Origin of the sequence: Pseudomonas sp. B6002, assembly GCF_013385985.1 — a bacterium.
GTDB lineage: Bacteria > Pseudomonadota > Gammaproteobacteria > Pseudomonadales > Pseudomonadaceae > Aquipseudomonas.
This window is the reverse complement of record NZ_JACAOY010000009.1, coordinates 1-25,959: the sequence shown is the minus strand read 5'-3', so window position 1 is coordinate 25,959 and position 25,959 is coordinate 1. Positions and strand designations below refer to the sequence as shown.

The 25,959-nt window shown below is 62.7% G+C and carries 17 protein-coding genes; 9 read left to right on the top strand and 8 right to left on the bottom strand.

Annotation, left to right across the window (positions count from 1 at the left end):
• The first annotated feature begins 687 nt into the window (after positions 1 to 687).
• From fmdA to HX792_RS13180, 6 genes are all read left to right on the top strand, one after another.
• Positions 688 to 1,917: a formamidase gene (gene fmdA / locus HX792_RS13205; RefSeq protein WP_176996522.1), complete on the top strand. Its 1,230-nt coding sequence runs from the start codon at positions 688 to 690 to the stop codon at positions 1,915 to 1,917.
• 2 nt (positions 1,918 to 1,919) lie between these two features.
• A complete protein-coding gene (locus tag HX792_RS13200) occupies positions 1,920 to 2,267 on the top strand; it encodes an FmdB family zinc ribbon protein (protein ID WP_176996521.1) in 348 nt (115 codons plus the stop codon).
• 15 nt (positions 2,268 to 2,282) lie between these two features.
• Positions 2,283 to 3,326: an aliphatic amidase gene (locus HX792_RS13195; protein ID WP_176996520.1), complete on the top strand. Its 1,044-nt coding sequence runs from the start codon at positions 2,283 to 2,285 to the stop codon at positions 3,324 to 3,326.
• Positions 3,327 to 3,329: 3 nt separating this feature from the next.
• A complete protein-coding gene (locus HX792_RS13190; protein ID WP_176996519.1) occupies positions 3,330 to 4,286 on the top strand; it encodes an AAA family ATPase in 957 nt (318 codons plus the stop codon).
• Positions 4,287 to 4,353: 67 nt separating this feature from the next.
• Positions 4,354 to 4,926, top strand: coding sequence for a DUF2239 family protein (locus HX792_RS13185; RefSeq protein ID WP_176996518.1), 573 nt, complete (start codon positions 4,354 to 4,356; stop codon positions 4,924 to 4,926).
• Positions 4,927 to 4,951: 25 nt separating this feature from the next.
• The gene (locus HX792_RS13180) at positions 4,952 to 6,307 is read left to right on the top strand and encodes an MATE family efflux transporter (RefSeq protein WP_176996517.1); all 1,356 of its coding nucleotides are present in this window, start codon (positions 4,952 to 4,954) and stop codon (positions 6,305 to 6,307) included.
• On the opposite strand, the gene HX792_RS13175 is transcribed toward HX792_RS13180, so the two are convergent.
• From HX792_RS13175 to HX792_RS13165, 3 genes are all read right to left on the bottom strand, one after another.
• Positions 6,308 to 6,769 (bottom strand): DUF3225 domain-containing protein, encoded by a 462-nt coding sequence (locus tag HX792_RS13175; protein WP_176996516.1) that lies wholly within the window; start codon positions 6,767 to 6,769, stop codon positions 6,308 to 6,310. It abuts the gene before it with no gap.
• A gap of 63 nt (positions 6,770 to 6,832) precedes the next feature.
• Complete coding sequence (locus HX792_RS13170; protein WP_176996515.1) at positions 6,833 to 7,798, bottom strand: GlxA family transcriptional regulator; 966 nt, start codon at positions 7,796 to 7,798, stop codon at positions 6,833 to 6,835.
• A gap of 67 nt (positions 7,799 to 7,865) precedes the next feature.
• On the bottom strand, positions 7,866 to 8,447 hold the full coding sequence (locus HX792_RS13165) for a TetR/AcrR family transcriptional regulator (protein ID WP_176996514.1): 582 nt from the start codon (positions 8,445 to 8,447) through the stop codon (positions 7,866 to 7,868).
• A gap of 142 nt (positions 8,448 to 8,589) precedes the next feature.
• Between HX792_RS13165 and HX792_RS13160 the strand changes: the two genes are divergently transcribed.
• Positions 8,590 to 9,762: an MFS transporter gene (locus HX792_RS13160; RefSeq protein WP_176996513.1), complete on the top strand. Its 1,173-nt coding sequence runs from the start codon at positions 8,590 to 8,592 to the stop codon at positions 9,760 to 9,762.
• Here the strand turns inward: HX792_RS13160 and ispG are convergent.
• Genes ispG through dxs form a run of 3 tightly spaced genes read right to left on the bottom strand, consistent with a single transcriptional unit; the run spans position 9,730 to position 13,778 of the window.
• The gene (ispG, locus tag HX792_RS13155; protein WP_176996512.1) at positions 9,730 to 11,007 is read right to left on the bottom strand and encodes a flavodoxin-dependent (E)-4-hydroxy-3-methylbut-2-enyl-diphosphate synthase; all 1,278 of its coding nucleotides are present in this window, start codon (positions 11,005 to 11,007) and stop codon (positions 9,730 to 9,732) included. The genes HX792_RS13160 and ispG overlap by 33 nt on opposite strands.
• A gap of 18 nt (positions 11,008 to 11,025) precedes the next feature.
• Positions 11,026 to 11,955: a 4-hydroxy-3-methylbut-2-enyl diphosphate reductase gene (gene ispH / locus HX792_RS13150; protein ID WP_176996511.1), complete on the bottom strand. Its 930-nt coding sequence runs from the start codon at positions 11,953 to 11,955 to the stop codon at positions 11,026 to 11,028.
• A gap of 2 nt (positions 11,956 to 11,957) precedes the next feature.
• Positions 11,958 to 13,778, bottom strand: a complete 1,821-nt coding sequence (dxs, locus tag HX792_RS13145) for a 1-deoxy-D-xylulose-5-phosphate synthase (protein WP_176996510.1) — start codon at positions 13,776 to 13,778, stop codon at positions 11,958 to 11,960.
• A gap of 565 nt (positions 13,779 to 14,343) precedes the next feature.
• On the opposite strand from dxs, the gene ispC reads away from it, so the two are divergent.
• Positions 14,344 to 15,531, top strand: coding sequence for a 1-deoxy-D-xylulose-5-phosphate reductoisomerase (gene ispC / locus HX792_RS13140; protein WP_218172664.1), 1,188 nt, complete (start codon positions 14,344 to 14,346; stop codon positions 15,529 to 15,531).
• 8 nt (positions 15,532 to 15,539) lie between these two features.
• Here the strand turns inward: ispC and HX792_RS13135 are convergent, their stop codons facing one another.
• A complete protein-coding gene (locus tag HX792_RS13135) occupies positions 15,540 to 15,905 on the bottom strand; it encodes a type II toxin-antitoxin system HicB family antitoxin (RefSeq protein WP_176996508.1) in 366 nt (121 codons plus the stop codon).
• Positions 15,902 to 16,153 carry a type II toxin-antitoxin system HicA family toxin gene (locus tag HX792_RS13130; RefSeq protein ID WP_176996507.1) on the bottom strand — a complete coding sequence of 84 codons (252 nt, stop codon included), beginning with the start codon at positions 16,151 to 16,153 and terminating at the stop codon, positions 15,902 to 15,904. Before HX792_RS13130 ends, HX792_RS13135 begins: the two co-directional genes overlap by 4 nt.
• A 208-nt stretch (positions 16,154 to 16,361) precedes the next feature.
• Here HX792_RS13130 and HX792_RS13125 point away from each other — a divergent pair.
• On the top strand, positions 16,362 to 25,959 hold a 9,598-nt coding region (locus tag HX792_RS13125; protein WP_176996506.1), incomplete at its 3' end, for a non-ribosomal peptide synthetase.

Sequence of the window (25,959 nt, the reverse complement as noted above, 5' to 3'; positions counted from 1 at the left end):
GCAGCAGGTCCTGGGCGCCGGCGATGTCATTGCCGCGACGCAGGGCAATCACCCGTTCGCTGGAGGCCAGGGCCTGGGTTTCGATGGCCTTGATATCGGCCAGCAGGCGCGCCTCTTCGGCGCTGGGGGCGGCGCTGGCGAACAGGCGGTCGAGCATCACGGCGGAATCCTGATAGTCGCGCTTGAGCTGGTCGATCTCAGCCAGGTGCCGGTTGAGTGCCGGCTCATCCTTGACCAGCACCGCGTCGCGAATGGCGATGGCGCGGTTGTGCACGCTGCCCCGGAAGTTGATCGCGTAGCGCTGCACCACGGCGGCTTTTTCACCGACCTCCTTGAGGGTGCCGTCGATAAACCCCACTCGCTGGATACCGACCGCAGTGATCAGCACCAGCAACGACAGGGTGGACGCAAAGCCCAGTCCGATACGCATTGCCAACGAGACAGGTTTTTTCATGAAAGGCTCGATATTCAAGGAGTTAGAGGTGATGGCTAAAAGCTATCTGTCTCGCGAAATCTAATCACCCCTCGGCGTCGCGTCCAATCACTAATTGCTGACCCTGACATTGAGCGAATTGATGGAATAAAACCGCACGCTTGGGTTTTATACGTCATCCAACGTATTCCCCGTTTTCCCTGGCCCCTTGAGACTGGATTGCACGCACCCGCCATCCGTCCAGGAGCCTGTCCATGACCGAAACGCTGATCAAAGTCGACCTCAACCAGCCTGTCACCGAAAACGAGCAGATCCACAACCGCTGGCACCCGGATATTCCGATGGCCTGCTGGGTCAAGCCGGGCGATGACTTCATCCTTGAAACCTACGACTGGACCGCCGGCGCCATCAAGAACAACGACGACGCCAGCGACGTGCGCGACGTGGATTTGTCCACCGTGCACTACCTGTCGGGCCCCGTAGGCGTGCACGGCGCCGAGCCGGGTGATTTGCTCGTGGTGGACCTGCTCGACATCGGCGCCAAGGCCGATTCCCAGTGGGGGTTCAACGGTTTCTTCTCACGCCAGAACGGTGGCGGCTTTCTGACCGATCACTTCCCCAGCGCCCAAAAAGCCATCTGGGATTTCAAGGGCATGTTCACCAGCTCCCGGCACATTCCGGGCGTGAACTTTGCTGGCCTCATCCACCCCGGCTTGATCGGCTGCCTGCCCGACCCGGTCATGCTCGCCGACTGGAACCGTCGCGAACAGGAGCTGATCGACACCAACCCCACCCGCGTTCCGCCGCTGGCCAACGCGCCCCTGGCGGCCACGGCGCACATGGGCAAGATGCAGGGCCAGGCACGCGACGATGCGGCTGCCACCGGCGCGCGTACCGTGCCGCCCCGTGAGCACGGTGGTAACTGCGACATCAAGGATTTGTCCCGGGGTTCGAAGATCTTTTTCCCGGTCTACGTCAAGGGTGCCGGGCTGTCGGTGGGTGACTTGCACTTCAGCCAGGGCGACGGCGAAATCACCTTTTGCGGCGCCATCGAGATGGCCGGCTGGGTGCATATGAAAGTCGAGCTGATCAAGGGTGGCATGGCCAAGTACGGGATCAAGAACCCGGTGTTCAAGCCGAGCCCGATCACCCCGAACTACAAGAACTACCTGATCTTCGAAGGCATCTCGGTGGACGAGCAGGGCCAGCAGCATTACCTGGACGTCAACGTTGCCTACCGCCAGGCGTGCCTGAACGCGATCAACTACCTGACCAAGTTCGGCTACTCGCCGGCCCAGGGCTATGCGCTGCTCGGCTCGGCGCCGGTACAAGGGCATATCAGCGGCGTGGTGGACATCCCGAATGCCTGCGCGACCTTGTGGTTGCCCACGGAAATCTTCGAGTTCGACATCAACCCCAACGCCAACGGGCCGACCAAGTTTCTCGATGGCAGCATCGACCTGCCCATCGCCCCGGACCTGTAGCCATGCCGACCTACGAATACGCCTGTGCGGCGTGCGGCACCTTCACGATGTTGCGGCCCATCGCCCAGCGCAACGAACCGAGCCAGTGCCCCTATTGCGACGGGCCGGGCGGGCAACTGCTGATTTGCGCGCCCGCGTTGCAAACGCTGTCGGGCAACCAGCGCAAGGCCATCGAGGGCAACGAACGCAGCCGCCATGCGCCGCAAACCGTCGGCGAGTACCAGGAAAGCCGCAAGCACCCGGCCGGTTGCAGTTGCTGCGGCACCAGCAAAAAGGTGCTGCCGAGCAAGGCCAACCCCTTGGGGCTCAAGACCAAAACCGGCCCACGGCCGTGGATGATCAGCCACTAGAACAGGAGCGTTGTTATGCGTCATGGCGACATTTCCAGCAGCCCGGACACCGTGGGTGTCGCGGTGGTGAACTACAAGATGCCGCGCCTGCACAGCAAGGCCGATGTCATCGACAACGCGAAGAAGATTGCCGAGATCATTGTCGGCATGAAGCAGGGCCTGCCCGGCATGGACCTGGTGGTGTTCCCCGAGTACAGCACCATGGGGATCATGTACGACCACGATGAAATGATGGCCACCGCCGCAAGCATTCCCGGCGAAGAGACCGCGATTTTCTCGGCGGCCTGTCGCCAGGCCAACACCTGGGGCGTGTTTTCCCTGACCGGTGAGCGCCACGAAGAGCACCCGCACAAGGCGCCGTACAACACGCTGGTGCTGATCAACCATCTCGGCGAAATCGTGCAGCGCTATCGCAAATGCATTCCCTGGTGCCCCATCGAAGGCTGGTATCCGGGCGATCGCACCTATGTGTGCGACGGGCCCAAAGGCATGAAGATCAGCCTGATCATTTGCGACGACGGCAACTACCCGGAGATCTGGCGCGATTGCGCGATGAAGGGCGCTGAGTTGATCGTGCGTTGCCAGGGCTATATGTACCCGGCCAAGGAGCAGCAGGTGCAGATGTCCAAGAGCATGGCCTGGGCCAATAACTGCTATGTGGCGGTGGCGAACGCGGCGGGGTTCGATGGGGTGTATTCGTACTTCGGACACTCGGCGATCATCGGTTTTGACGGGCGCACCCTGGGCGAATGCGGCGAGGAGGAGATGGGCATCCAGTACGCGCAACTGTCGGTGTCTCAGATCCGCGATGCGCGGGCCAATGACCAGTCGCAGAACCACCTGTTCAAGTTGCTGCACCGGGGTTATACCGGCATGCACGCCTCGGGCGATGGCGACAAGGGCGTGGCGGACTGCCCGTTCGAGTTCTACCGCACTTGGGTGTTGGACGCGCAAAAGGCCCAGGAGAATGTCGAGAAAATCACCCGCAGCACCGTCGGTGTCGCCGAATGCCCGGTGGGCCAACTGCCCCATGGCGGTAAAGAGCGGACGGCGGAGTAGGGCATGCGCTTTACGTTTGAGCCGGCCCGGGTGATGACGCTGTTGCGCAGCCGCATTGTCGGCCAGGACGCGGCCTTGGCGCAGGTGGAGGGCCTGCTCAACGTGGTCAAGGCCGATATCGGTGAGCGTGACCGGCCCTTGAGCGTCAACCTGTTCATGGGGCCGACCGGCGTGGGCAAGACCGAGATCGTGCGCCTGTTGGCCCAGGCGCTGCACGGTCGCGCCGATGGTTTTTGCCGCATCGACATGCACACCCTTGCCCAGGAGCATTACGCCGCCGCACTCACCGGCGCACCGCCGGGGTATGTGGGGAGCAAGGAAGGCATCAGCCTGTTCAACAGCGAGCTGATCCAGGGCACCTACAGTTGCCCGGGCATCGTGTTGTTCGACGAGCTGGAAAAGGCCAGCCACGAAGTGGTGCGCAGCCTGCTGGGCATCCTGGAAAACGGCCAGCTGACCCTGGCCGGTGGCACGCGCACCCTGGACTTTCGCAATTGCCTGATCTTCATGACCAGCAACATCGGCGCACAACAGGCGCGCCGCCATCGCCAACGGTTCGCCCACGGCTGGCGCCGCTTGCTGCGGGTATTTGCCCGGGACGAGGCGGCGGTGCTGGAAGACGCGTTGCACGGTCACTTCGAGCCGGAGTTTCTCAACCGCATCGACCGCATCCTGATGTTCGAACCCATCGACGGCCAGTGGCTGGAGGCGTTGCTGGATGTCGAGTTGGGCAAGCTCAACGGGCGCCTGGCGGCACACCAGCGTTGGCTGGAAGTGGATGAGCCCGCGCGGGCATGGTTGTGCCGCCAGCACGATGCACGTTTTGGCGCCAGGGCCTTGGGCCGGCGACTGCGGGTGGAGTTGCAGCCCGCCATCGCCGAATGCGTGCTGCACGATCCTGGTGTGCAAGGCATGCGGGCGACCGTGCGGGATGAGCAGTTGCACGTTTCGCGTCAATAGGCTTGCGCGTTGTAAAATTTTGGCTAATATAGCCCGGGTAAAACAAATAACACCCGGGTAATAATCCATGCCTACGCAAAACCTTTCGCTCTGCACCGCCTTTGTCCATCACCAGCGCGTGGCGGCGGGCACCTATGCCGATGTTGCCCACAGCCTTGCCCAATCCGCCTTGGCGCCTGGCAGCTTCCTGGTGTTTGATGACGCCACCGGCAGCCAGGTGGATTACCCCTGGCCAGCGGGGTATGCACCTGCGCAACCGGCATCGGCCGAGGCGGATGACGAGCCTCCGGCAGCGCCATCGGTGGGTCGCCCGAAACTCGGGGTGGTGGCGCGGGAAGTCACCCTGCTGCCGCGCCATTGGGAATGGCTGGGCCAGCAACGTGGTGGCGCGTCGGCGGCGTTGCGTCGCTTGGTAGATGACGCTCGCACCGCCAGTGCTTCCCGTGATCAGATACGCCAGGCCAAGGAAGCCAGCTATCGTTTCATGAGCGCCATCGGCGGTGACCTGCCAGGCTTCGAGGAGGCTTCCCGCGCATTGTTTGCCCACGACGCCGCAGACTTTTCCCACAAGATCGCGCAGTGGCCGGTGGACGTGCAGACGTACCTGGCGTGGCTGTCGCGCAATGCTTTTCCCGTCTAACAATAATTCACGGACCTGAATCTTCATGGAAGTCATCCAGAAACGGCCGTTGTGGCAGATCTACCTGATCTTTCTGGCACCGATGGTGCTGTCCAACTTCCTGCAAAGTTTTTCCGGCACACTCAACGGCATTTACGTCGGGCAAATGCTCGGTACCCAGGCACTGGCGGCGGTGTCGGGAATGTTTCCCATCGTGTTTTTCTTTATCGCCCTGGTGATCGGCCTGGGGGCGGGCGCGTCGGTGCTGATTGGCCAGGCGTGGGGCGCCCAGGAAACCGCGATGGTCAAGGTCATCACCGGCGCCACCCTGACCCTCGGTGCGCTGGTGGGGTTGATTGCGGCGGTGCTCGGTAGCCTGTTTGCGCGTCCGGCGTTACAGGTTTTGGGTACGCCGATTGATGTGTTGGACGATGCGGTCGGCTATGCGCAGATGATGATGTTGATCATGCCGCTGTTGCTGGTCTTCATCCTCTACACCCAGTTGTTGCGTGGCGTCAGCGACACGATTTCGCCGTTGCTGGCGTTGATGGTGTCCACGCTGGCCGGCCTGTTGCTGACCCCGGCGCTGATTCGCGGCTGGATCGGCCTGCCACCCATGGGCATCCAGAGTGCGGTGTACGCGGGGCTGGTGGGGAACGCCTTGGCGATGCTGTTTTTGATCCTGCGCCTGCGCCATAAAAACCACGTGATGGCGCCGGACCGCGAGCTGCTCGCTGCCTTGCGCCTGGACCGGGTGATCCTTGGCAAGGTCCTGCGCATCGGTTTGCCCACCGGCTTGCAGATGGTGGTGCTGTCACTGTCGGAATTGGTCATCCTCGCCCTGGTCAACGGGCACGGTTCCCAGGCCACGGCGGCCTATGGCGCGGTGACGCAGATCGTCAACTACGTGCAGTTCCCGGCGCTGTCGATTGCCATCACCGCATCGATCCTCGGCGCCCAGGCCATCGGTGCCGGGCGCCTGGAGCGTATCGGGCCGATCCTGCGCACGGGGCTGATGATCAACACCTGCCTGACCGGCGGCCTGATCGTGCTCGGTTACCTGCTGTCGCACTGGTTGCTGGGCCTGTTCATCACCGACGACACGGCGCGCAGCAACGCTGAGCACCTGTTGCACATCATGCTGTGGAGCATCCTGGTATTCGGCTTCCAGGCGGTGGTCGGAGGGATCATGCGCGCCAGTGGCGTAGTGCTGATGCCGGTGGCCATCTCGATCTTTTGCGTGCTGTGCGTCGAGTTGCCGATGGCGTACCTGTTCAACGCGCACTTTGGCCTGGAAGGGGTGTGGATGGCGTTTCCGGTGACCTACCTGGCGATGCTGGTGTTGCAGACCGCGTATTACCGGCTGGTGTGGCGGCACAAGCAGATCAAGCGGTTGGTGTGATTATTTGAAATGGGTATCGGCGACCGGCAGGATGCTTGCGACATGCCAGCCGTCCTTGCCTTTCAATAACGTCTGGCTGATCAGGAAAGTGTCCACCTGCGCGGGCTCGCCTGGATGGCCTCGGGTAAAGGCGACCGGCACCATCAGTTGGGCAACTTCGTCGTTCACCATCACTACACTGAAGTGGCTCATGTCCGGCTGTAGTTGCCAGGTGCCCTTGTAGTATTCCTTGAGTTTGCTGACGACGGCATCCGGCCCCCAGCTGGCTTCACCACGGGCAAACCAGAGCATTTTCGGTGAATCCCACAGCATGGCCTTGATCTGCTTGAGGTCATGGGCATTCTGAGCCTCGACAAATCGAGTAAAGAACGCTCGGGTTTCGTCCTCTTGCGGGGTCGCGAATGCGCAGGTGAGGGTGAAGAGTGAAAACAGGGCGCCGAAGGCCAGTGCACAGCGTTTCATAAGGATTCCTCAGGGATGGTCTGAGGTAAAGCTTAGGCCAACTCACAGGGCGACAAAGGCCATTTAACCCTCGTTTCGGGACGTTGCGCTTGCCTCGGCGGGGTTCCTAGCCGTGCGCCGAATCACCCGTGGCGGCTCGCCGAATTGGCGAACGAACGCCCGGCGCATGCGTTCGCTGTCACCAAACCCGGTTTGGCGGGCGATGTTGTCTAGGGGGTGGCGCCCATCCTGGATCAACACCACGGCCGCTTCGATCCGCAGCTTTTCCACAGCCTTGGCCGGTGTAAGCCCGGTTTGTGCATGAAACGCCCGGCTGAACTGGCGCAGGCTCAAGTGCGCGGCATCTGCCAGCTCGCTCAACGGCAGCGCGCGATGCAGGTTATTGCGCATATACGTCATGGCGGCCTGAATGCGATCGGTCTTCTGCTCCATGTCCAGCAGCACCGAGCGTTGCGGCTGGCCTGCGACGCGGCGGCTCTGAAGAATGAAGGTTTTCGACACAGCGCGGGCGACTTCCGGCCCCAGGTCGGTTTCAACCATGGTCAATGCCTGATCAATGCCTGCGGTCATGCCCGCACTGGTCCAGATGGATCCGTCGATCACAAACAATCGCTCTTCTTCCAGCTGGACCTCTGGATAGCGTGCGCGAAATTCGTCGGCAAAAAACCAGTGGGTGGTCGCCCGCCTACCGTCGAGCAACCCCGCCTGCGCCAGAAAGAAAGTACCGGAGCAGGTGGCCGCAAGGCGGCGACTGTGCACGGCGGCGTGTCGCAGATAAGCCAGCAGCGGCGCGGTAAATTCGCGATCACTGCCGCCGCCGATGATCACCGTGTCGAACGCGGTGTCATCGAAGCCTTCGGTGTGCACCACCACACCCAGGGAGCTGCGTACCGGCCCGCCATTTTCGGAGAGCAGCCTGACATCGTAATGAGCCTTGCCCACGGCGCTGTTGGCACTCTCAAAGACAGACAGCGCGGCGAAGCTCATGACACCGAAACCGGGAAAGGTAATGAAACCGATGCGCTGCATGATGGGCTCCGGGAAAAGGGCAGGCGGGCAGTCTAAGTGTGCACGCTTTGCATGGATGCGCTTGCGGTTATTGCTTCAGCCCTCGCAAGAGCAGCTCCAGCCCTTGCAGGCCTTCTTCCAGTCGCAGGTTGGGGTGTTCGTCTGCGGCAATCCACAGGGCGGTGCTCACCAGGCTGCCATTGATCAGGCGCGCTAACGCCTGGCTGGCGGCCGGTACGATGATGTGCGCGCTCATCAGGCTCTCCAGTAAGGCGGCCAGGGACTCCACGCAGTGTTGCGAGTGGCTTGATTCGGTGACGCCCAGAACCGCAGGCGCATCCTGGAAAACAATCCGTTGTATTTCGGGATCTTGTGCCATACGCAGGTAAGTACGGCAACGTTCGCGGAACCCGTCCCATGGGTCGCTTGCCTGATCGGTGATGCCTTGCAAGTGCGCATCCATCTCACCGTCGAGTTGGGCCACCACGGCCGCCAGCAAGCCCTTCTTGTCACCAAAGTGATGGTACAACGCACCCCGTGTCAGCCCGGCGCGCGCGGTAAAGTCGTCCATCGATGTATTGGCATAGCCCTGGCTGGCAAAGGCTTGGCGGGCGCTGGCGATCAGCCGGGCGCGGGTGTCCTCGATCATTTCGGCTCGGGCTCGGCTCATGGTTAAGGCTCGCTGTGGGTCAGTAAAAGATTGACATACGTTACGTATGTTAATCATGATTTGTCACATACGCACCGTATGTATTTTGCCTCGGGCGCTTCAGATAGCAAGGTTCAAGGCATAGAGAATGAGGTTCAGCAACATGGCAAACCCCTACACCGAATTGTTCCAGGTGCCTGGCGCGCGTGCATTTGTGTTGGCCGGCATGCTGGCGCGCATGCCGGTGTCCATGACCGGTATCGGCCTGATCACCATGCTGTCGCAGGTGCATGGTGGCTATGGCCTGGCGGGCTCGGTGGCGGCCGTATTTGCCCTGGCCACGGCGTTTTGTGCGCCGCAGGTGTCGCGGCTGGTGGATCGCTACAGCCAGGGCCGGGTGCTACCGATTGCAGCATTGATCGGCGGCGGGGCGTTGCTGATGCTGTTGCTGTGCACGCGATTGCAGGCGCCCAGTTGGACCCTCTTCGTGTTTGCCGCGCTGGCCGGTTGCATGCCGAATATGTCGGCCATGGTGCGGGCGCGCTGGACCGAGTTGTACCGGGGCCAACCCAAGTTGCAGACTGCCTTTGCCCTGGAATCGGTGCTCGATGAGGTGTGTTTCATCATCGGCCCGCCGATCTCGGTGGGCCTGAGTGTGGTGCTGTTCCCCGAAGCCGGGCCGCTGGTGGCGGCGCTGCTGCTGGCGGCCGGGGTGACTACCTTTGTGCTGCAACGTGACACCGAGCCTGCGGTGCACGAACACCACGCGCACCACGGCGGCTCGCTGATTGCTTCGCCCTCGGTGCTCATCCTGATGATCCTGCTGCTGGCCATGGGCGTGATCGTCGGCGTGGTGGATGTGGTCAGCGTGGCGTTCGCCCAGCACCAGGGCCAGCCTGCGGCTGCCAGCATCGTGTTGTCGGTGTACGCCATCGGTTCCTGCCTGGCTGGCCTGGCGTTCGGCACCCTCAAGCTCAAGGCACCGCTGCCGCGCCAGTTCCTGCTGTGCGGCGTGGCCACGGCGTTGACTACCTTGCCCTTGCTGCTGGTAACCAACATCCCGGGGCTGGCGGTGGCGGTGTTTATCTCCGGGTTGTTCTTTGCCCCGACCCTGATCGTGTCCATGGCGTTGGTGGAGCGGGTGGTGCCCCCGAGCCGCCTCACCGAAGGCATGACCTGGCTGATCACCGGCCTGAGCATCGGCGTGGCCATCGGCGCTGCCAGCTCCGGGTGGATGATCGACCATTTTGGCGCCCCCAGTGGGTTCTGGGTGGCACTTGGGGCTGGTGCAGTGGTTTTTGGTTCAGCGTTGCTGGGCTATCGGCGCCTGGGCTGAAAGCAGGACGTGCAGGGCCTGTTCATCATGGCCATAACGCGCTGCGACATAGGCCTCAAGCAAGCGGATAAAGTCTTCGGCGATGGTGGCGCCCTTGAGTGTCATCACCCGTTCGCCATCCATGTAGACCGGTGCCGAAGGGTGTTCACCGGCGCCGGGCAGTGAGATACCGATGTCCGCCAACCGGCTTTCCCCCGGGCCGTTCACCACGCAGCCCATGACCGCCACATGCAACCGCTCGACGCCTGGGTAGCGGCTGCGCCATACCGGCGTTTGCGCGCTCAGGAACGCCTCGATCCGCTGCGCCAGTTCCTGGAAGAACACACTGGTGGTACGCCCGCAGCCGGGGCAGGCCACCACTTGTGGGCTGAAGGCGCGCAGGCCCATGGTTTGCAGCAGTTGTTGGGCCACCTGGACTTCACGAGCGCGCGTGCCGCCCGGCTCCGGGGTCAGGGACATGCGCAGGGTGTCGCCGATGCCTTCCTGCAACAGCACGGCCAGGGCTGCGGTGGAGGCGACGATGCCCTTGGTGCCCATGCCTGCTTCGGTCAAGCCCAGGTGCAAAGGGAAGTCGCACCGAGCGGCCAGGTGGCGGTAGATGGTGATCAAGTCCTGCACATGGCTGACCTTGGCCGACAGCACGATACGGTCTGCCGGTAGCCCGACCTCCATGGCGCGCCCGGCATTTTCCAGGGCCGAGACCACCAGCGCTTCGCGCATCACCGCGTCGGCCGGCAGCGGTGCGGGCAGGGCAGCATTCGTATCCATCAGGCGGGCCAGCAGGTCCGGGTCCAGGCTGCCCCAGTTGACGCCGATGCGCACCGGTTTGTCGTAGCGACAGGCAACCTCGATCATCTGGCAGAACTGTTCATCGCGCCGTTCGCCTTTGCCGACATTGCCGGGGTTGATCCGGTACTTGGCCAGGGCCTGAGCGCAGTCGGGGTAAGCGGCCAACAGGCGATGGCCATTGAAGTGAAAATCCCCCACGAGGGGCACGTTCACGTTGTGCCGGTCCAATAGCTCGCGGATGCGTGCGACCTGGGCCGCGGCTTCATGGCTGTTGACCGTGATGCGCACCAGCTCGGCCCCCGCACGCGCCAGGCTTTCCACCTGGCTTGCGGTGGCCTGGGCATCGGCGGTGTCGGTATTGGTCATGGCCTGCACCACGATCGGCGCGTCGCTGCCCAGGTGAACCGGCCCGACGTTGACCTGGCGGGTGGTGCGACGGACAGGGAAAGTGTTCATGCTCATGACGCCTCTGCGCTATTGCCGGGCAATCAACCCGGCGGGGAGGTGAAACCGCACCTGTTCCTCGCGCCCGGGCAAGGCCCTGACCTGCAGCGGGGCTATGCGTGCCAGCGCGGCGATGACGTCCTCGACCGAGCTTTCCGGGGTTGAAGCACCTGCGGTAATGCCCACGGTCATGTCGGGCGTGAACCACTGGCTGTCGATTTCACTGCCGTCGGCTACCAGGTAGCTCTGTACGCCGAGGTCATTGGCCAGTGCGCACAGGGTCACCGAGTTGGCGCTGTTGGCATTGCCGACCACCAACAGCCGTTCCACCTGTGTACACAGGTCGCGCACTGCTTGCTGGCGATTCTGCACCGCGTAGCAAATATCGCGGCTGGCGGGCCCGACAATCCCGGGGTAGCGCTGGGTCAACGCCTGTACCACGGCCCGTGTGTCGTCAACGCTCAGGGTGGTCTGAGTCAGGTAAGCCAACGGCGCACCCACGGCGAACGGCAGCTCGCTGACCTGCTTGACGGTCTGGATCAAGGTGATCGGTGCATCAACCTGACCGAGAATACCAATGACTTCAGGGTGGCCGGGCTCGCCGATCAAGATCAATGAATAACCCTTGGCCGCGTACTGGCGTCCATGGTTGTGTACTTTGGACACCAGCGGGCAGGTGGCGTCGAATACCTGAAGCTGGCGTTGCTGAGCCTCGCGTTCCACGTCACGGGTTACGCCGTGGGCGCTGAAAAGGGTCACGGCACCGGCGGGCACCTGGTCCAGCTCTTCCACGAACGTGGCACCCTTGTCCGTCAACGTCTGCACGACATGGCGGTTATGCACGATTTCATGGCGCACATACACCGGCGCGCCGAATTGGTCCAGGGCTTGTTCCACGGCATCGATGGCACGCACGACACCGGCGCAGAACCCCCGTGGCTGGGCAATGATTACGTTCATGGTCAGGCGCTCACCTGACGCGGTGTGATGACGGGCATGGCCGCGCCCGGCGCGTGTTCATGGATAAATCGGCTGATGGCCGCGCTGATGCCGTTGGTGTCGAGACCGTAATGGCGCAACAACTGATCAGGCGCACCGTGCTCGATGAACTGGTCAGGTAAGCCCAGTTGCAGCACCGGCAGGTGCAGGTTGCTGCGGGCCAGGTATTCCAGGCAGGCCGAGCCTGCGCCACCGAGGATGCAACCTTCTTCAACGGTCACCAGCAAGTCATGGCTGCGCGCCAGGTTTTGAAGCAGCTCGGTGTCCAGCGGTTTGATGAAACGCATATTGGCGACGGTGGCATCGAAGCGGTCCGCGGCCTCCAGCGCGTGTTGCGTCATCGAGCCAAACGCCAGGATGGCCACACGTTGCCCTGGCACACGGGGGCTGAGGCGGCGGATTTCGCCTTTGCCTATGGCTAGCTCACTGAACACCTGCGAAGGTGCCGCCCCCAGTGCGCAGCCGCGCGGGAAGCGCACGGCGCACGGCCCGGGTTGTTGCAGGGCCGTGTGCAACATCTGCCGGCATTCCTGGGCATCGGCGGGTGCCATGATCGTCAGGTTGGGGATACAGCGCAGAAAGGCCACATCGAAGGCTCCCATATGCGTGGCGCCATCGGCACCCACGATCCCGGCACGGTCGATGGCCAATACGACGGGCAGGTTCTGGATCGCGATGTCATGGATCAACTGGTCGTAGCCCCGTTGCAGGAACGTGGAGTAGATCGCGACCACAGGTCGCATGCCCTCCGTTGCAAGCCCGGCGGCAAACGTCAGGGCGTGTTGTTCGGCAATGCCGACATCAAAATAGCGCTGCGCGAAGCGTTGTTCGAACGCCCCCAGGCCCGAGCCTTCGCGCATGGCCGGGGTGATGGCGATCACCCGTGGGTCGTGTTCTGCTTCGTCGGCCAGCCATCGGGCAAACACCTGGGTGTATGAGGGTTTGCCTGGCGGCTCAGGGGGCAGGCCCTCGGTGGGGTCGAACTTTGTCGGCCCGTGATAGCGCACCGGGTCGGCTGCCGCCGGAGAATAACCGTGACCTTTTTCCGTGATGATGTGCAGCAACTGCGGCCCTCGACGTAATTTCAGGCGGCGCAGTACCCGTTGCAGTTCATCCACGTCATGCCCGTCGATCGGCCCGCTATAGGCAAACCCCATGGTCTTGAAGAGGTTGGCTTCGTGGCGGGCTTCGCTGCTGGCCGTCAATGCTCCCAGGTGTTCACGCAACCTGCCCACGGAAGGGGAGATCGACATGTCATTGTCATTGAGCACCACAAGGAATGGCAGGTCGCGGTACACGCCGGCATTGTTCAGCGCCTCGAACGACATCCCGCCGCTTAGCGCACCATCGCCGATGACGGCGATGCAGTGCCGGTGTTCACCCTTGTTGCGTGCGGCGAGTGCCATGCCCAACGCGGCGGATATCGAAGTGCTGGAGTGCGCGGTGCCGAAGCAGTCATAAACGGATTCACTGCGCCGCGGAAAACCCGAAATACCACCGAGTTGGCGAATGTCGGCCATGTCTTCACGGCGGCCGGTGAGAATCTTGTGGGCGTAGGCCTGATGCCCGACATCCCACACGATGCGGTCATCCGGTGTATTGAAGGTGTAGTGAAGCGCAATCGCCAGTTCGACCGTGCCCAGGTTCGCCGACAGGTGGCCGCCCGTGGTACTGACACTGTGCAGAATAAAGGCCCTCAGTTCGTCGGCCAGCGGCCGAAGTGCGGCGGGGTGCAAAGTGCGCAGGCGGGCAGGGTTATCAATCGTATTGAGGAGTTCGAACATGGTTGCCTCCTGCGAGCCGTGTTGACGCTCACCGCTAGAAAAAACGAAGTTCTAAGGAACGACCGTGTAAACATTAAAGTTGCCGTTTTTCATGTTGTGAAGAGCAAGTTTATTGGGTGGGCGCATGACTGCTACTTCGCCAGCAGTTAGTTTTGCTGAACGTTTTTCAGGATTTATGTTTGGTTTTCGAGGCGCAGAAGAGTGACGCCCGCTGCCGTGGAAGCACGTGCTTTCGTCTGCTGGCGGCGATTCGGTAAACCTTGCGTGTGATGTTTTATAGGCGTTCACAGTACAGTCTCATTGGGACTAGCCATTGGACGATACTGCAGACCAAACAGATGGGCTGAAAAGGCAAGAGGTGAAGGTTATTTTTAGAAAGGAACAGGCGTCAGCGCAAGTCCGTGCATAGTTTTATTTGGAATGAGCGAGTTTTGAACGCGTTATAGGTCGCCTGTTATATAAATAAAAGTGTGCTTGCCTATCGCAAGTTAGTCGAGTGGCTAACTTGTCAGACAGTGGGCGGATGCTACGTTTACTTCAATTACCTGCCGCCTCCAAAGGACGTTTGATCATGTTGCAACGCCTGCTCGTTCTCGGTTCTACCGGGTCGGTCGGCGACAGTGTTCTGGATGTAGTCGCGCGTCACCCCGAGACATTGATGGTGCAAGGGCTTACTGCTCATCGGAACATCGACAAGTTGTACCGACAGTGCCTGCAATTTCGTCCCCCCGTCGCTGTGGTTAGTGAGCCGCAGCATGCCATCGAGCTACAGGCCCACTTGCTGGCAGCCGGCCTGCCGACCGAAGTGTTGTGTGGTGTGGATGCCTTGTGTGCGGTGGCCGCTTCGTCGGATGTCGACACGGTGGTGGCCGGTATCGTCGGGGCGGCGGGGTTGTTACCGACCTTGAGTGCTGCGCAGTCGGGCAAGAAAATCCTTTTGGCGAACAAGGAAGCCTTGGTCATGGCCGGCGCCTTGTTCGTCGAAACCGTGGCCAGCGGCGGAGCGACGGTGATACCACTCGACAGTGAGCACAACGCGATTTTTCAGTGCCTGCAAGGCTGTCACGGTTCGCTGGAGGACGTTGATCGTCTGATCTTGACGGCCTCGGGTGGACCTTTCAGGAAGCGTCCCCTCGACAGCCTGGACGATGTGAGCCCCGACCAGGCCTGTGCCCATCCCAATTGGTCAATGGGTCGCAAAATTTCCGTGGATTGCGCCACCCTGATGAACAAGGGCCTGGAAATCATCGAAGCCCACTGGCTGTTCGACTTGCCCGCCGAACGCATCCAAGCGTTGATTCACCCGCAAAGCGTGGTGCACTCCATGGTGGTGTTTCGCGATCAATCCGTGTTGGCCCAACTGGGCAACCCGGATATGCGGATGCCAGTGGCTCACGCACTGGCGTATCCGCAACGTATCGAGTCCGGAGTGTCGCCGCTGGACCTCACACGTTCTGGCGGCTTGACCTTCGAGCATCCCGACCTCCATCGCTTCCCCTGTTTCGGCCTGGCCCTGCAAGTGCTCGCCGAAGGTAATCGCGCCAGTGCGGCGTTGAATGCCGCGAATGAAGTGGCCGTCGAGGCGTTCCTGGGGCGACGGGTTCGGTTCACCCAGATCCCGCGTGTGGTGGATCACGCCTTACAGTGCATCAACCTGCAGACGCTCTCCAGCCTGAGCGATATTTTCGAGCAGGATCACCAGGCAAGGAGGTTGGCACGCGAGGCGGTCAGGGTGTGCAGTTTAAACGGTTGATACCGCGCTCAGCCGACGGCAGGCGTTGACTCACTGCGATGGTGCAGCAGGAATTCGCTCAGCGCCTGGCGCGTCAAATCGTTCAGCGTCACTTTCTTGCGGCTTGCCTCCAGGGCTGCTGCCAGATGCAGGTCGTGGCCGACGCGCACGTTGAATGAGCCTTTGCAGGGTTTCTCCGGTGCTTGCCTGAGGGTCTGGCAGGTGGCGAGATAGTCGTCCACCGCTTCGCGAAAGGCCGCGTCCAGCTCGGCGACGGTCTTGCCCTCGTAGCTGACCAGCGCCTTGATGAACAGCACTTTGCCGAACAGGCAGTTGTCTTCGAGGCTGGCTTCGATGGAGCCGATGTAGCCTTGGTGTTTCAGTTGGTTGTTCACTGAATCAGTTCTCCTGATTTCAATTGTTCGATGATCTGGCGCCGAATGTAGTGTTTCACTTCGTTGCCGGGGTGAGGCCTGTGCAGCGTAATCATTGCACTGGGGTCGCCGTTGTAGAATTTGACCCGGCTTCCAGCCCCTTGAATCTGTGTGTAGCCCAGCCGGCACAGCAGCGTGGCGAGCTCCTGCCAGGTAAATCCCATCTGCGGATTGAGCAGTTTGGCGAGCAATTTTTCATTTTTGGACACAGCGTTCCCTGCGTGTAACTAAATGTAGTTGCAAAAAGTGGTTTACGTCAATGCTAGCCCGGGTTCATTCGTCGTGCCGAATTTGGTGTAACCCTTGATGACACGCCGCTGCGCGCTTCCCATCCCCCGCTAATTTTTCGCTGTCCGGTTCGTTTTATAGGGACGACGTGCCTTTGTGCTTCCCGCCTATTGCTCCGGACTCCAAGAAATGAATGCTGAAGACTCCTTGAAACTTGCTCGCCGGTTTATCGGGTTGCCCCTGGAAAAACGCCAACTGTTCCTGCAGGCCTTGCAGAAAGAGGGCGTGGATTTTTCCCGGTTCCCGATCCCGGCAGGGGTGGAGGCACAGGATCGCCAGGCGCTGTCCTACGCGCAGCAGCGCATGTGGTTTCTGTGGCAATTGGACCCGGCCAGCGGTGCCTACAACCTGCCCGGCGCCGTGCGGCTCAAGGGCGCGCTGAACCTGGGCGCGATGGAGCAGGCATTCGCCAGCCTGGTGGTGCGCCATGAAACCCTGCGCACGGTGTTCCAGCGCCAGGACGATGAGCGCCTGTTGCAGGTGGCGATGACGTCGCAGGTGACCATCGAGCAGTTGGATGTGAGCGCGCTGGCGCCCGCCGAGCGCGAGCAGGCTGTCGTTGAGGCCGCGACCCGTCAATCGCTGTTGCCCTTCGACCTGGAGCACGGCCCGTTGCTGCGCGTGCAGTTGCTCAAACTCGACGAACACGAGCACGTGCTGCTGCTGACCCTGCACCACATCGTCTCCGACGGTTGGTCGATGAATGTGCTGATCGACGAATTCATCCGCTGCTACGACGCCCACGAGCGCGACGAACAGCCACAATTGCCAGCGCTGCCGATCCAGTACAGCGACTACGCCCTGTGGCAGCGGCGCTGGCTGGAAGCGGGGGAGCAGGCGCGTCAACTGGACTACTGGCAAGCGCGCCTGGGGGATGAACACCCGGTATTGGAGCTGCCCACAGACCGGTCGCGCCCGGCCATGCCGAGCTACCAGGGCACCCGCCATAACTTCGCCATCGACCCGGGCCTGGCGGCGCAGTTGCGCAGCTGCGCGCAAAAACACAATGTCACCTTGTTCATGCTGCTGCTCGGCGCGTTCAACGTACTGCTGCATCGCTACACCGGGCAGGGTGATATCCGTGTCGGCGTGCCGATTGCCAACCGCAACCGCAGTGAGGTCGAAGGGCTGATCGGCTTTTTCGTCAACACCCAGGTGCTGCGTACCGAGTTGACCGGGCAGACCCGCATCAGCGAATTGCTGCAGGCCATCAAGGAGCACGCACTGGGCGCCCAGGACCACCAGGAGTTGCCATTCGAGCGTTTGGTGGAGGCGCTGAAGATCGAGCGCAGCCTCAGCCATACGCCGCTGTTCCAGGTGATGTACAACCATCAGCCGGTGGTGGCCGACATCAGCTCGGTGAGCACCGCGTCCGGCCTGGAACTGGCCCTGGTGGAATGGCAAAGCCGCACCACCCAGTTCGACCTGACCCTCGACACCTTCGAGAAATCCGGCACGCTGCACGCCGCGCTGACCTATGCCAATGACCTGTTCGACGCGCCCACCATCGCACGCATGGCCGAGCACTGGACCCGCCTGTTGCACGCCATGGTCGCCGACGGTGAGCAACGCATCGGCGAATTGCCGATGGTGGCTGCCGACGAACAGCAGGTGCTGATCCACGGCTGGAACCGGACTGCCGAGGCCTACCCGACCGAGCAGGGCATCCATCAGCTGATCGAGGCCCAGGCGCAACGCACCCCGCATGCCCCGGCGCTGGTATTTGGCGCCACCACCTTGAGCTATGCCCAGCTTGACGCTCGCGCCAACCGATTGGCCCACGCCTTGCGCGAGCGCGGCGCAGGCCCGGATGGGCTGGTGGGTATCTGCATCGAGCGTTCAGTAGAAATGGTGGTCGGCCTGCTGGCGATTCTCAAGGCCGGTGGCGCCTATGTGCCGCTGGACCCGGAATACCCCCAGGAGCGCCTGGCCTACATGATCGAGGATAGCGGCATCCGGTTGCTGCTCAGCCAGCAAAGCCTGCTGGCGCTGTTGCCGACCGCAGGTATTGACGTGGTTGTGCTGGATCAGGCCGAGTCGTGGCTCGACGGTTACAGCAGTGCATCGCCCGCCGTCGCCCTCGATGCGCTGAACCTTGCCTATGTGATCTACACCTCCGGTTCTACCGGCAAGCCCAAGGGCGCCGGCAACAGCCACCGTGCGCTGGTCAACCGCTTGTGCTGGATGCAACAGGCTTATGGTCTCGACGCCAGTGACGCGGTGCTGCAAAAAACGCCGTTCAGTTTTGACGTGTCCGTGTGGGAGTTCTTCTGGCCGCTGATGACCGGCGCACGCCTGGTGGTCGCCGCCCCGGGTGAGCACCGTGAGCCGGCGCGGCTGATCGAAACCATCGGTCGCCACGGCATCACCACGTTGCACTTCGTGCCGTCGATGCTCCAGGCGTTTATCCATGAGCCGGGTGTGCAGGCCTGCTCGAGCCTCAAACGCATTGTGTGCAGCGGCGAGGCCCTGGCGCTGGATGCGCAACTGCAGGTGTTCGCCAAGCTGCCGGGCGCCGGCCTGTACAACCTTTACGGTCCCACCGAAGCCGCCATCGACGTGACCCATTGGACCTGCTTGGACGAAGGTGCCGACAGCGTGCCCATCGGCCGCCCGATCGCCAACCTCGCCACCTATGTGCTCGACGCCCAGCTCAACCCGGTGCCGGCCGGTGTTTCCGGTGAGTTGTACCTGGGCGGCGTCGGCCTTGCCCGTAGCTACCATCGTCGCCCGGGGCTGACCGCCGAGCGGTTTGTGCCCAGCCCCTTTGTCGATGGTGCGCGCCTGTACCGCACCGGTGACCGCGTGCGCCAGCGCGCCGACGGTGTGATCGAATACCTCGGCCGCCTCGACCATCAGGTCAAGCTGCGCGGCTTGCGGATCGAGCTCGGTGAAATCGAGACACGCCTGATGCAGCACCCCCACGTGCGCGAAGCCGTGGTGCTGGTGCAGGGCGGCAAGCAGTTGGTCGCTTACCTGGTACTCGAACACGAAGAACCTGCCGACCTCAAAGCGTGGCTGCTCAGCAGCCTGCCGGAATACATGGTGCCGACCCATCTGGTGCCGCTGGCCAAGCTGCCGGTCACCGCCAATGGCAAGCTCGATCGCAAGGCCCTGCCGGTGCCGGATGCTGCGCCGCAACAGGCTTATGAGGCGCCGCAAGAACCCTTGCAAATCGCCTTGGCGGCGATTTGGCAGGATGTGCTTGGCCTTGAACAAGTCGGCCTGGACGACAACTTTTTCGAGCTGGGCGGCGACTCGATCATCTCCATCCAGGTGGTCAGCCGCGCCCGTCAGGCGGGCATTCGCCTCAGCCCGCGTGACCTGTTCCAGTACCAGAGCGTGCGCAGCCTGGCGCGGGTGGCAAGCTTCGAGCAGGCCATCGTGATTGACCAGGGCCCGGTCTGCGGTGAGGTGATCCTCACGCCGGTGCAACAGGCGTTTTTCAGCGAGGCGATCCCGGCGCGGCATCACTGGAACCAGTCGTTGCTGCTGACCCCGCGCGAGGCACTCGACCCTGCACGCCTGGACGCGGCCCTGAACCGATTGATCAACCACCACGACGCCCTGCGCCTGCGTTTTGTGGCGCAGGTTGACGGTTGGCAGCAAACTCACGGGGCCCCGGTCAGCGCGTCCGGGTTGTGGCAGTCCCATGCGCAAAACGATGCAGCGCTGGCCACCTTGTGCGATGAAGCCCAGCGCAGCCTGGACCTGGCGCAAGGCCCGTTGTTGCGCGCCGCCTTGATCAGCCTGGCCGATGGCACTCAGCGCCTGTTGCTGGTGGTCCATCACCTGGCGGTCGACGGTGTGTCGTGGCGCATCCTGCTGGAAGACTTGCAACAGGCTTATCGCAACGCGGCACTGCCCGCCAAGACCAGCGCCTACCAGCACTGGGCGCAGCGGCTGCAGGCCCATGCGCAGACCCTGGAGGCTCAACTGCCTTACTGGCAGGCGCAGTCACTCGACGCCGACCTGCCGTGCGATAACCCTCAAGGCGGCTTGCAGAATCGCCTGGGCACCCAGCTCGAAACCCGCTTCAACGCCGAAGACACCCGCCAACTGCTGCAAGACGCGCCGGCCGCCTATCGCACCCAGGTCAACGACCTGTTGCTGACGGCGCTGGCACGGGTCATCGGCCGTTGGAGCGGCCAGGCTGCGGCGCTTATCCAACTGGAAGGCCACGGCCGTGAAGACCTGTTCGACGACGTCGACCTGACCCGTACCGTTGGCTGGTTCACCAGCCTGTTCCCGGTGCGTTTGCAAGCCGATGGCGAATTGTCGAGCGCGATCAAGGCGGTCAAGGAGCAACTGCGCGCAATCCCCGACAAGGGGGTGGGCTATGGCCTGTTGCGCTATATGGGCACCTCCGAGTCTCGCCAAGCCCTTGCAGGGTTGGCTGTACCTCGTATCACCTTCAACTACCTGGGGCAGTTTGACCGCCAGTTCGATGACTCGGCACTGTTTGTGCCGGCCACTCAAGGCAGCGGCCAGGCCCAGGACGCCGAGGCGCCTTTGGCCAACTGGCTGACGGTGGAAGGGCAGGTGTACGGCGGTGAGCTGAGCCTGAGCTGGGGGTTCAGCCGCGAGATGTTCCAGGCGGCGACCATCGAACGCCTGGCCGACGATTACCGTCGCGAATTGCTGGCGCTGATCGCCCATTGCGTGGACCCGCAACAGGGCGGCCTGACGCCGGCCGACGTGCCCCTGGCACAACTGGCCCAGCCACAACTGGATGAGTTGGCACTGCCGGCCCGTCGGGTACAGGACCTGTACCCGTTGTCGGCGATGCAGCAGGGCATGCTGTTTCACAGCCTGTATCAACAAGGGCAGGACGACATCTATGTCAGCCAGCTGCGCGCCGATATCCAGGGCCTGGACGTCGCACGCTTCCAGCGTGCCTGGGAGCAGGTTGTGGCCCGGCACGACATGTTGCGCACCGGCTTTGTCTGGCAGGACGCCCAAGCGCAACCGTTGCAGGCGGTCTACCGCGAGGTCGCCTTGCCGTTCGCCGCGTATGACTGGCAGTCCCGACCTGATCAGCAAGCGGCGCTCGATGAGCTGAGCGAGTCGGCCCGGGCCCAGGGTTTTGTGCTGGAACAGGCGCCGCTGTTGAGCTTGAAGCTGATCCGCACGGGCGTTGATCGCTTCCATTTGATCTACACCAACCACCACATCCTGCTCGATGGCTGGAGCCGTGCGCAGTTGTTCGGCGAGGTTTTGCAGCACTATGCCGGCCAGTCGTTGGCGCCGATTCGGGGGCATTACCGCGACTACATCGCCTGGTTGCAGGCGCAGGACGCGTCCGCCAGCGAGGCCTTCTGGAAAGGTCAGTTGGCAGCGCTGCAAACGCCTACACACCTGGCTCGTACGGCATCGCCTGATCCTTCATTGGCCAAGGGTGCGGTGCATCTGGCGTTGACGGCGGCGCAAACCACGCAGCTCAAAGCCTTTGCCCAGGCGCACAAAGTCACCCTCAACACGTTGGTGCAAGCCGCCTGGTTGTTGTTGCTGCAACGCCAGACCGGCCAGGACACCGTCGCCTTTGGCGCCACTGTTTCCGGACGCCCGGCGGGTTTGCAAGGGGTCGAGCAGCAGGTGGGGCTGTTCATCAATACGCTGCCGGTCATCGCCACGCCAAGTCCGACGTTGCGGGTCGGCGAATGGTTGCAGCAGGTCCAGGACCTGAACCTTGCCCTGCGTGAGCACGAACACACGCCGTTGTTCGATATCCAGCGTTGGGCGGGCACCAGCGGCGGCGCGTTGTTCGACACGCTGCTGGTGGTTGAAAACTACCCGGTATCCGAGGCGTTGGCCCACGGGGCGCCGGCCGGGCTTGCGTTCAGTAACGTACAAAACGTGGAACAGACCCATTACCCGCTGACGGTACTGCTGGGCGCTGGGGCGTCCCTGGCGTTTGAGTTCAGCTTTGACGTGCAATTGTTTGCTGAAGGTGAAATCCACCAGCTGGCCGAGCATTTCCACTGCCTGTTGCACGGCCTGGCCAGGGATTCGTCACAACGCTTGGGAGATCTGCCATCGCTGACCGAGGCAGAGCGCGAGCAAGTAATCCATCAGTGGAACGCCACCGCCCGCGACTACCCGTTGCAGCAGTGTGTGCACACACTGATTGAAGCGCAGGCCGCCAACACGCCGGACGCCCCGGCCTTGGTGTTTGGCCAGCAGCGCTTGAGCTACAGCGAGTTGAACCGTCGTGCCAACCGCCTGGCCCATCGCCTGATAGAGGCTGGCGTAGGGCCGGATGTGCTGGTCGGCCTGGCGGTGGAGCGTTCCGTCGAAATGGTGGTGGGCTTGCTCGCCGTGCTCAAGGCCGGGGGCGCCTATGTACCGCTGGACCCTGAATACCCGCGTGAACGCCTGGCCTACATGCTCGACGACAGCGGCGTGAAGCTGCTGTTGACCCAGGCCCATCTGCTCGAGCATTTGCCGATCCCGGCCGGGCTGGAATACCTGGTGCTGGGTGAGTCGACCTTCGAGGGTTTCAGCGAAGCCAATCCGAACGTGACGTTGGACGGCGAAAACCTCGCCTACGTGATCTACACCTCCGGCTCCACCGGGCAGCCCAAAGGTGCCGGCAACCGTCATTCGGCGCTGCTCAACCGCCTGCAGTGGATGCAGGAAGCCTATGCGCTGGATGCCAGCGACAGCGTGCTGCAAAAGACCCCGTTCAGCTTCGACGTGTCGGTGTGGGAGTTCTTCTGGCCGTTGATGACCGGTTCACGCCTGGTCGTCGCTGCGCCCGGCGATCACCGCGATCCGGCCAAGCTGGTCAGCCTGATCAACACCGAGCAGGTCACCACGCTGCACTTTGTACCGTCGATGTTGCAGGCATTCCTGCAAGACCCGATGGTCTCCACCTGCCATACCCTGCACCGCATCGTTTGCAGCGGCGAGGCCTTGCCGGTGGATGCGCAGATCCAAGTCTTCGCCAAGCTGCCGCAGGCTGCGCTCTACAACCTGTACGGCCCGACCGAAGCGGCCATCGACGTGACCCACTGGACCTGCGTCGATGAAGGTCGCGACGCGGTGCCGATTGGCCGACCGATCGCTAACCTGGGGTGCTACATCCTAGACAGCAACTTCGAGCCAGCCCCCGTTGGTGTGCTTGGCGAGCTGTACCTGGGCGGCGTAGGGCTGGCTCGGGGTTACCACCGTCGCCCGGCCCTGACGGCCGAGCGTTTTATTGCCCACCCGTTTGTAAACGGCGAGCGCCTGTACCGCACCGGCGACCTGGCGCGCTACCGCGACAACGGCGTGATCGAATACGCCGGGCGCATCGACCACCAGGTCAAGCTGCGTGGCCTGCGTATCGAGCTGGGTGAAATCGAGGCACGCCTGCTGGAGCACGAGTGGGTGCGTGAAACGGCCGTGTTGGCAGTCGACGGACAAACCCTGGCGGGTTACCTGGTGCTGCAACAGGCGGGTGACGACTGGCGCGATGTATTGAGCGCCCACCTGGCCCAGCACCTGCCGGACTATATGGTGCCAGCCCAGTGGATGGTGTTGGAGCAAATGCCGTTGAGCCCCAACGGCAAACTCGACCGCAAGGCCTTGCCGAAAGTGGAGGCCCAATCGCGGGATTATCTAGCGCCCCACACCGCACTGGAGCAGCAGGTTGCTGCAATCTGGGCGCAAGTGCTGGGCGTGGAGCGGGTTGGCCTGAACGATCATTTCTTCGAGCTGGGCGGGCATTCGTTGCTGGCCACCCAGGCCATCTCGCGCGTGCGCCACGGCCTGGGCCTCGAGGTAGGGCTGAAGGCGCTGTTCGATCAGCCGGTGCTCGGGGCGTTTGTCCAGGCTTTGGGCGCCGAGCGGGTGGAAACCCATCCGATTGAACCGGTTGAGCGCGACCAGCCGCTGGCCTTGTCGTATGCCCAGGAGCGGCAGTGGTTCCTCTGGCAACTGGACCCGCACAGCGCGGCGTATCACGTGCCGAGCGCCTTGCGCCTCAAGGGCGCGCTCGATCAGGACGCCTTGCAGCGCGCGTTCGATACCTTGGTGAGCCGTCACGAAAGCCTGCGCACGCACGTGCAGCAGGACGCTGATCGCACCGTGCAGGTGATCAGCCCGGTTGCCCGCATTCAGCTCGACACGGCCGAGGCCGACGAGGCAAACCTGAAGGCGTTGGTGGAAGCGCGCATCACCCAGCCGTTCGACCTGCGTTCGGGCCCGCTGATGCGCGCCGGTTTGCTGCGCCTGGCCGACGATGACCATGTGTTGGTGCTGGTGCAGCACCACATCATTTCCGATGGCTGGTCGATGCAGGTGATGGTCGATGAACTGGTGCAGCTCTATGCCGCCTACAGCCAGGCGCAACCCCTGCAACTGCCGGACCTGCCGATCCAGTACGCCGACTACGCCGTGTGGCAACGCCAGTGGATGGAGGCGGGGGAGAAGGCCCGTCAACTCGACTATTGGCGCGACCTGCTGGGCGGCGAGCAGCCGGTGCTGGAGCTGCCGTTCGATCACCAGCGTCCCGCCGTGCCCACTCACCGTGGCGCGCGCTTGAGCATTGCGTTGCCGGCACCGTTGCTCGACGGCCTCAAGGGCCTGGCCCAGCGTGAAGGCGTGACGTTGTTCATGCTGTTGCTGGCGTCTTACCAGGTGTTGCTGCACCGCTACAGCGGCCAGCAAGACATCCGCGTCGGCGTGCCGATTGCCAACCGCAACCGTGTGGAGACCGAGCGCCTGCTGGGCTTCTTCGTCAACACCCAGGTGCTCAAGGCCGATATCGACGGGCACACCACCGTCGGCCAACTGCTGCAACAGGTCAAGCAGCGCGCCCTGGAGGCCCAGGCCCATCAGGATTTGCCGTTCGAACAACTGGTGGAAGCGCTGCAACCGGAGCGCAGCCTGAGTTTGAGCCCGTTGTTCCAGGTCGCGTTCAACCACCATGTGAGCCTGGCGGGCAGCCATTTGCGGCGCCTGGCGCAGTTGGACATCAGCCCGGTTCTCTGGGGTGAGGCCGTGGCACAGTTCGACCTGACCCTGGATATCGAGGAGTCCCAGGAGCAACTGCGCGCTTCGCTGAGCTACGCCACCGACCTGTTCGACGCCAGCACCATCGAGCGCATGGCGCGTCACTGGCAGAACCTGTTGCAGGCGATGGTGGCTGACCAGCAGCAAACCGTCGGCCAGTTGAACCTGCTCGACACCGCTGAACAGCAGCACATCCTGCAACTGTGGGACCTTACCGACTCAGGCTTCCCGGCCACACGCTGGGTGCACGAACTGGTCGGCGACCGCGCCCGCGAAACCCCCGATGCCGTGGCCGTCAAGTTCGACGCCCAAACCCTGACCTACGCCGAACTCGACTCTCAGGCCAACCGCCTGGCCCATGCGCTGATCGCCCGTGGCGTTGGCCCGGAAGTGCGCGTGGCCATCGCCATGCCACGCAGCGCCGAGAGCCTGGTGGCGTTCCTGGCGGTGCTCAAGTCCGGTGGTGTTTATGTGCCGCTGGACATCGAATACCCCCGCGACCGCCTGCTGTACATGATGGAAGACAGCCGCGCGCAACTGCTGCTGACCCACACCAGCGCCTTGCAGCAACTGCCGATCCCTCAGGGGTTGGAAGCCCTGGCGATTGATCGCACCGAAGACTGGGCCAACTACAGCGACACCGCGCCAAGCGTCGTGTTGGACGGCGACAACCTGGCCTACGTGATCTACACCTCGGGCTCCACCGGTATGCCCAAGGGCGTGGCGGTGT

Excerpts from the sequence above, each read along its gene's own strand:
- fmdA (WP_176996522.1), top strand. The coding sequence starts at position 688 with ATGACCGAAACGCTGATCAAAGTCGACCTCAACCAGCCTGTCACCGAA.
- HX792_RS13200 (WP_176996521.1), top strand. The coding sequence starts at position 1,920 with ATGCCGACCTACGAATACGCCTGTGCGGCGTGCGGCACCTTCACGATG.
- HX792_RS13195 (WP_176996520.1), top strand. The coding sequence starts at position 2,283 with ATGCGTCATGGCGACATTTCCAGCAGCCCGGACACCGTGGGTGTCGCG.
- HX792_RS13190 (WP_176996519.1), top strand. The coding sequence starts at position 3,330 with ATGCGCTTTACGTTTGAGCCGGCCCGGGTGATGACGCTGTTGCGCAGC.
- HX792_RS13185 (WP_176996518.1), top strand. The coding sequence starts at position 4,354 with ATGCCTACGCAAAACCTTTCGCTCTGCACCGCCTTTGTCCATCACCAG.
- HX792_RS13180 (WP_176996517.1), top strand. The coding sequence starts at position 4,952 with ATGGAAGTCATCCAGAAACGGCCGTTGTGGCAGATCTACCTGATCTTT.
- HX792_RS13175 (WP_176996516.1), bottom strand. The coding sequence starts at position 6,769 with ATGAAACGCTGTGCACTGGCCTTCGGCGCCCTGTTTTCACTCTTCACC.
- HX792_RS13170 (WP_176996515.1), bottom strand. The coding sequence starts at position 7,798 with ATGCAGCGCATCGGTTTCATTACCTTTCCCGGTTTCGGTGTCATGAGC.
- HX792_RS13165 (WP_176996514.1), bottom strand. The coding sequence starts at position 8,447 with ATGAGCCGAGCCCGAGCCGAAATGATCGAGGACACCCGCGCCCGGCTG.
- HX792_RS13160 (WP_176996513.1), top strand. The coding sequence starts at position 8,590 with ATGGCAAACCCCTACACCGAATTGTTCCAGGTGCCTGGCGCGCGTGCA.
- ispG (WP_176996512.1), bottom strand. The coding sequence starts at position 11,007 with ATGAACACTTTCCCTGTCCGTCGCACCACCCGCCAGGTCAACGTCGGG.
- ispH (WP_176996511.1), bottom strand. The coding sequence starts at position 11,955 with ATGAACGTAATCATTGCCCAGCCACGGGGGTTCTGCGCCGGTGTCGTG.
- dxs (WP_176996510.1), bottom strand. The coding sequence starts at position 13,778 with ATGTTCGAACTCCTCAATACGATTGATAACCCTGCCCGCCTGCGCACT.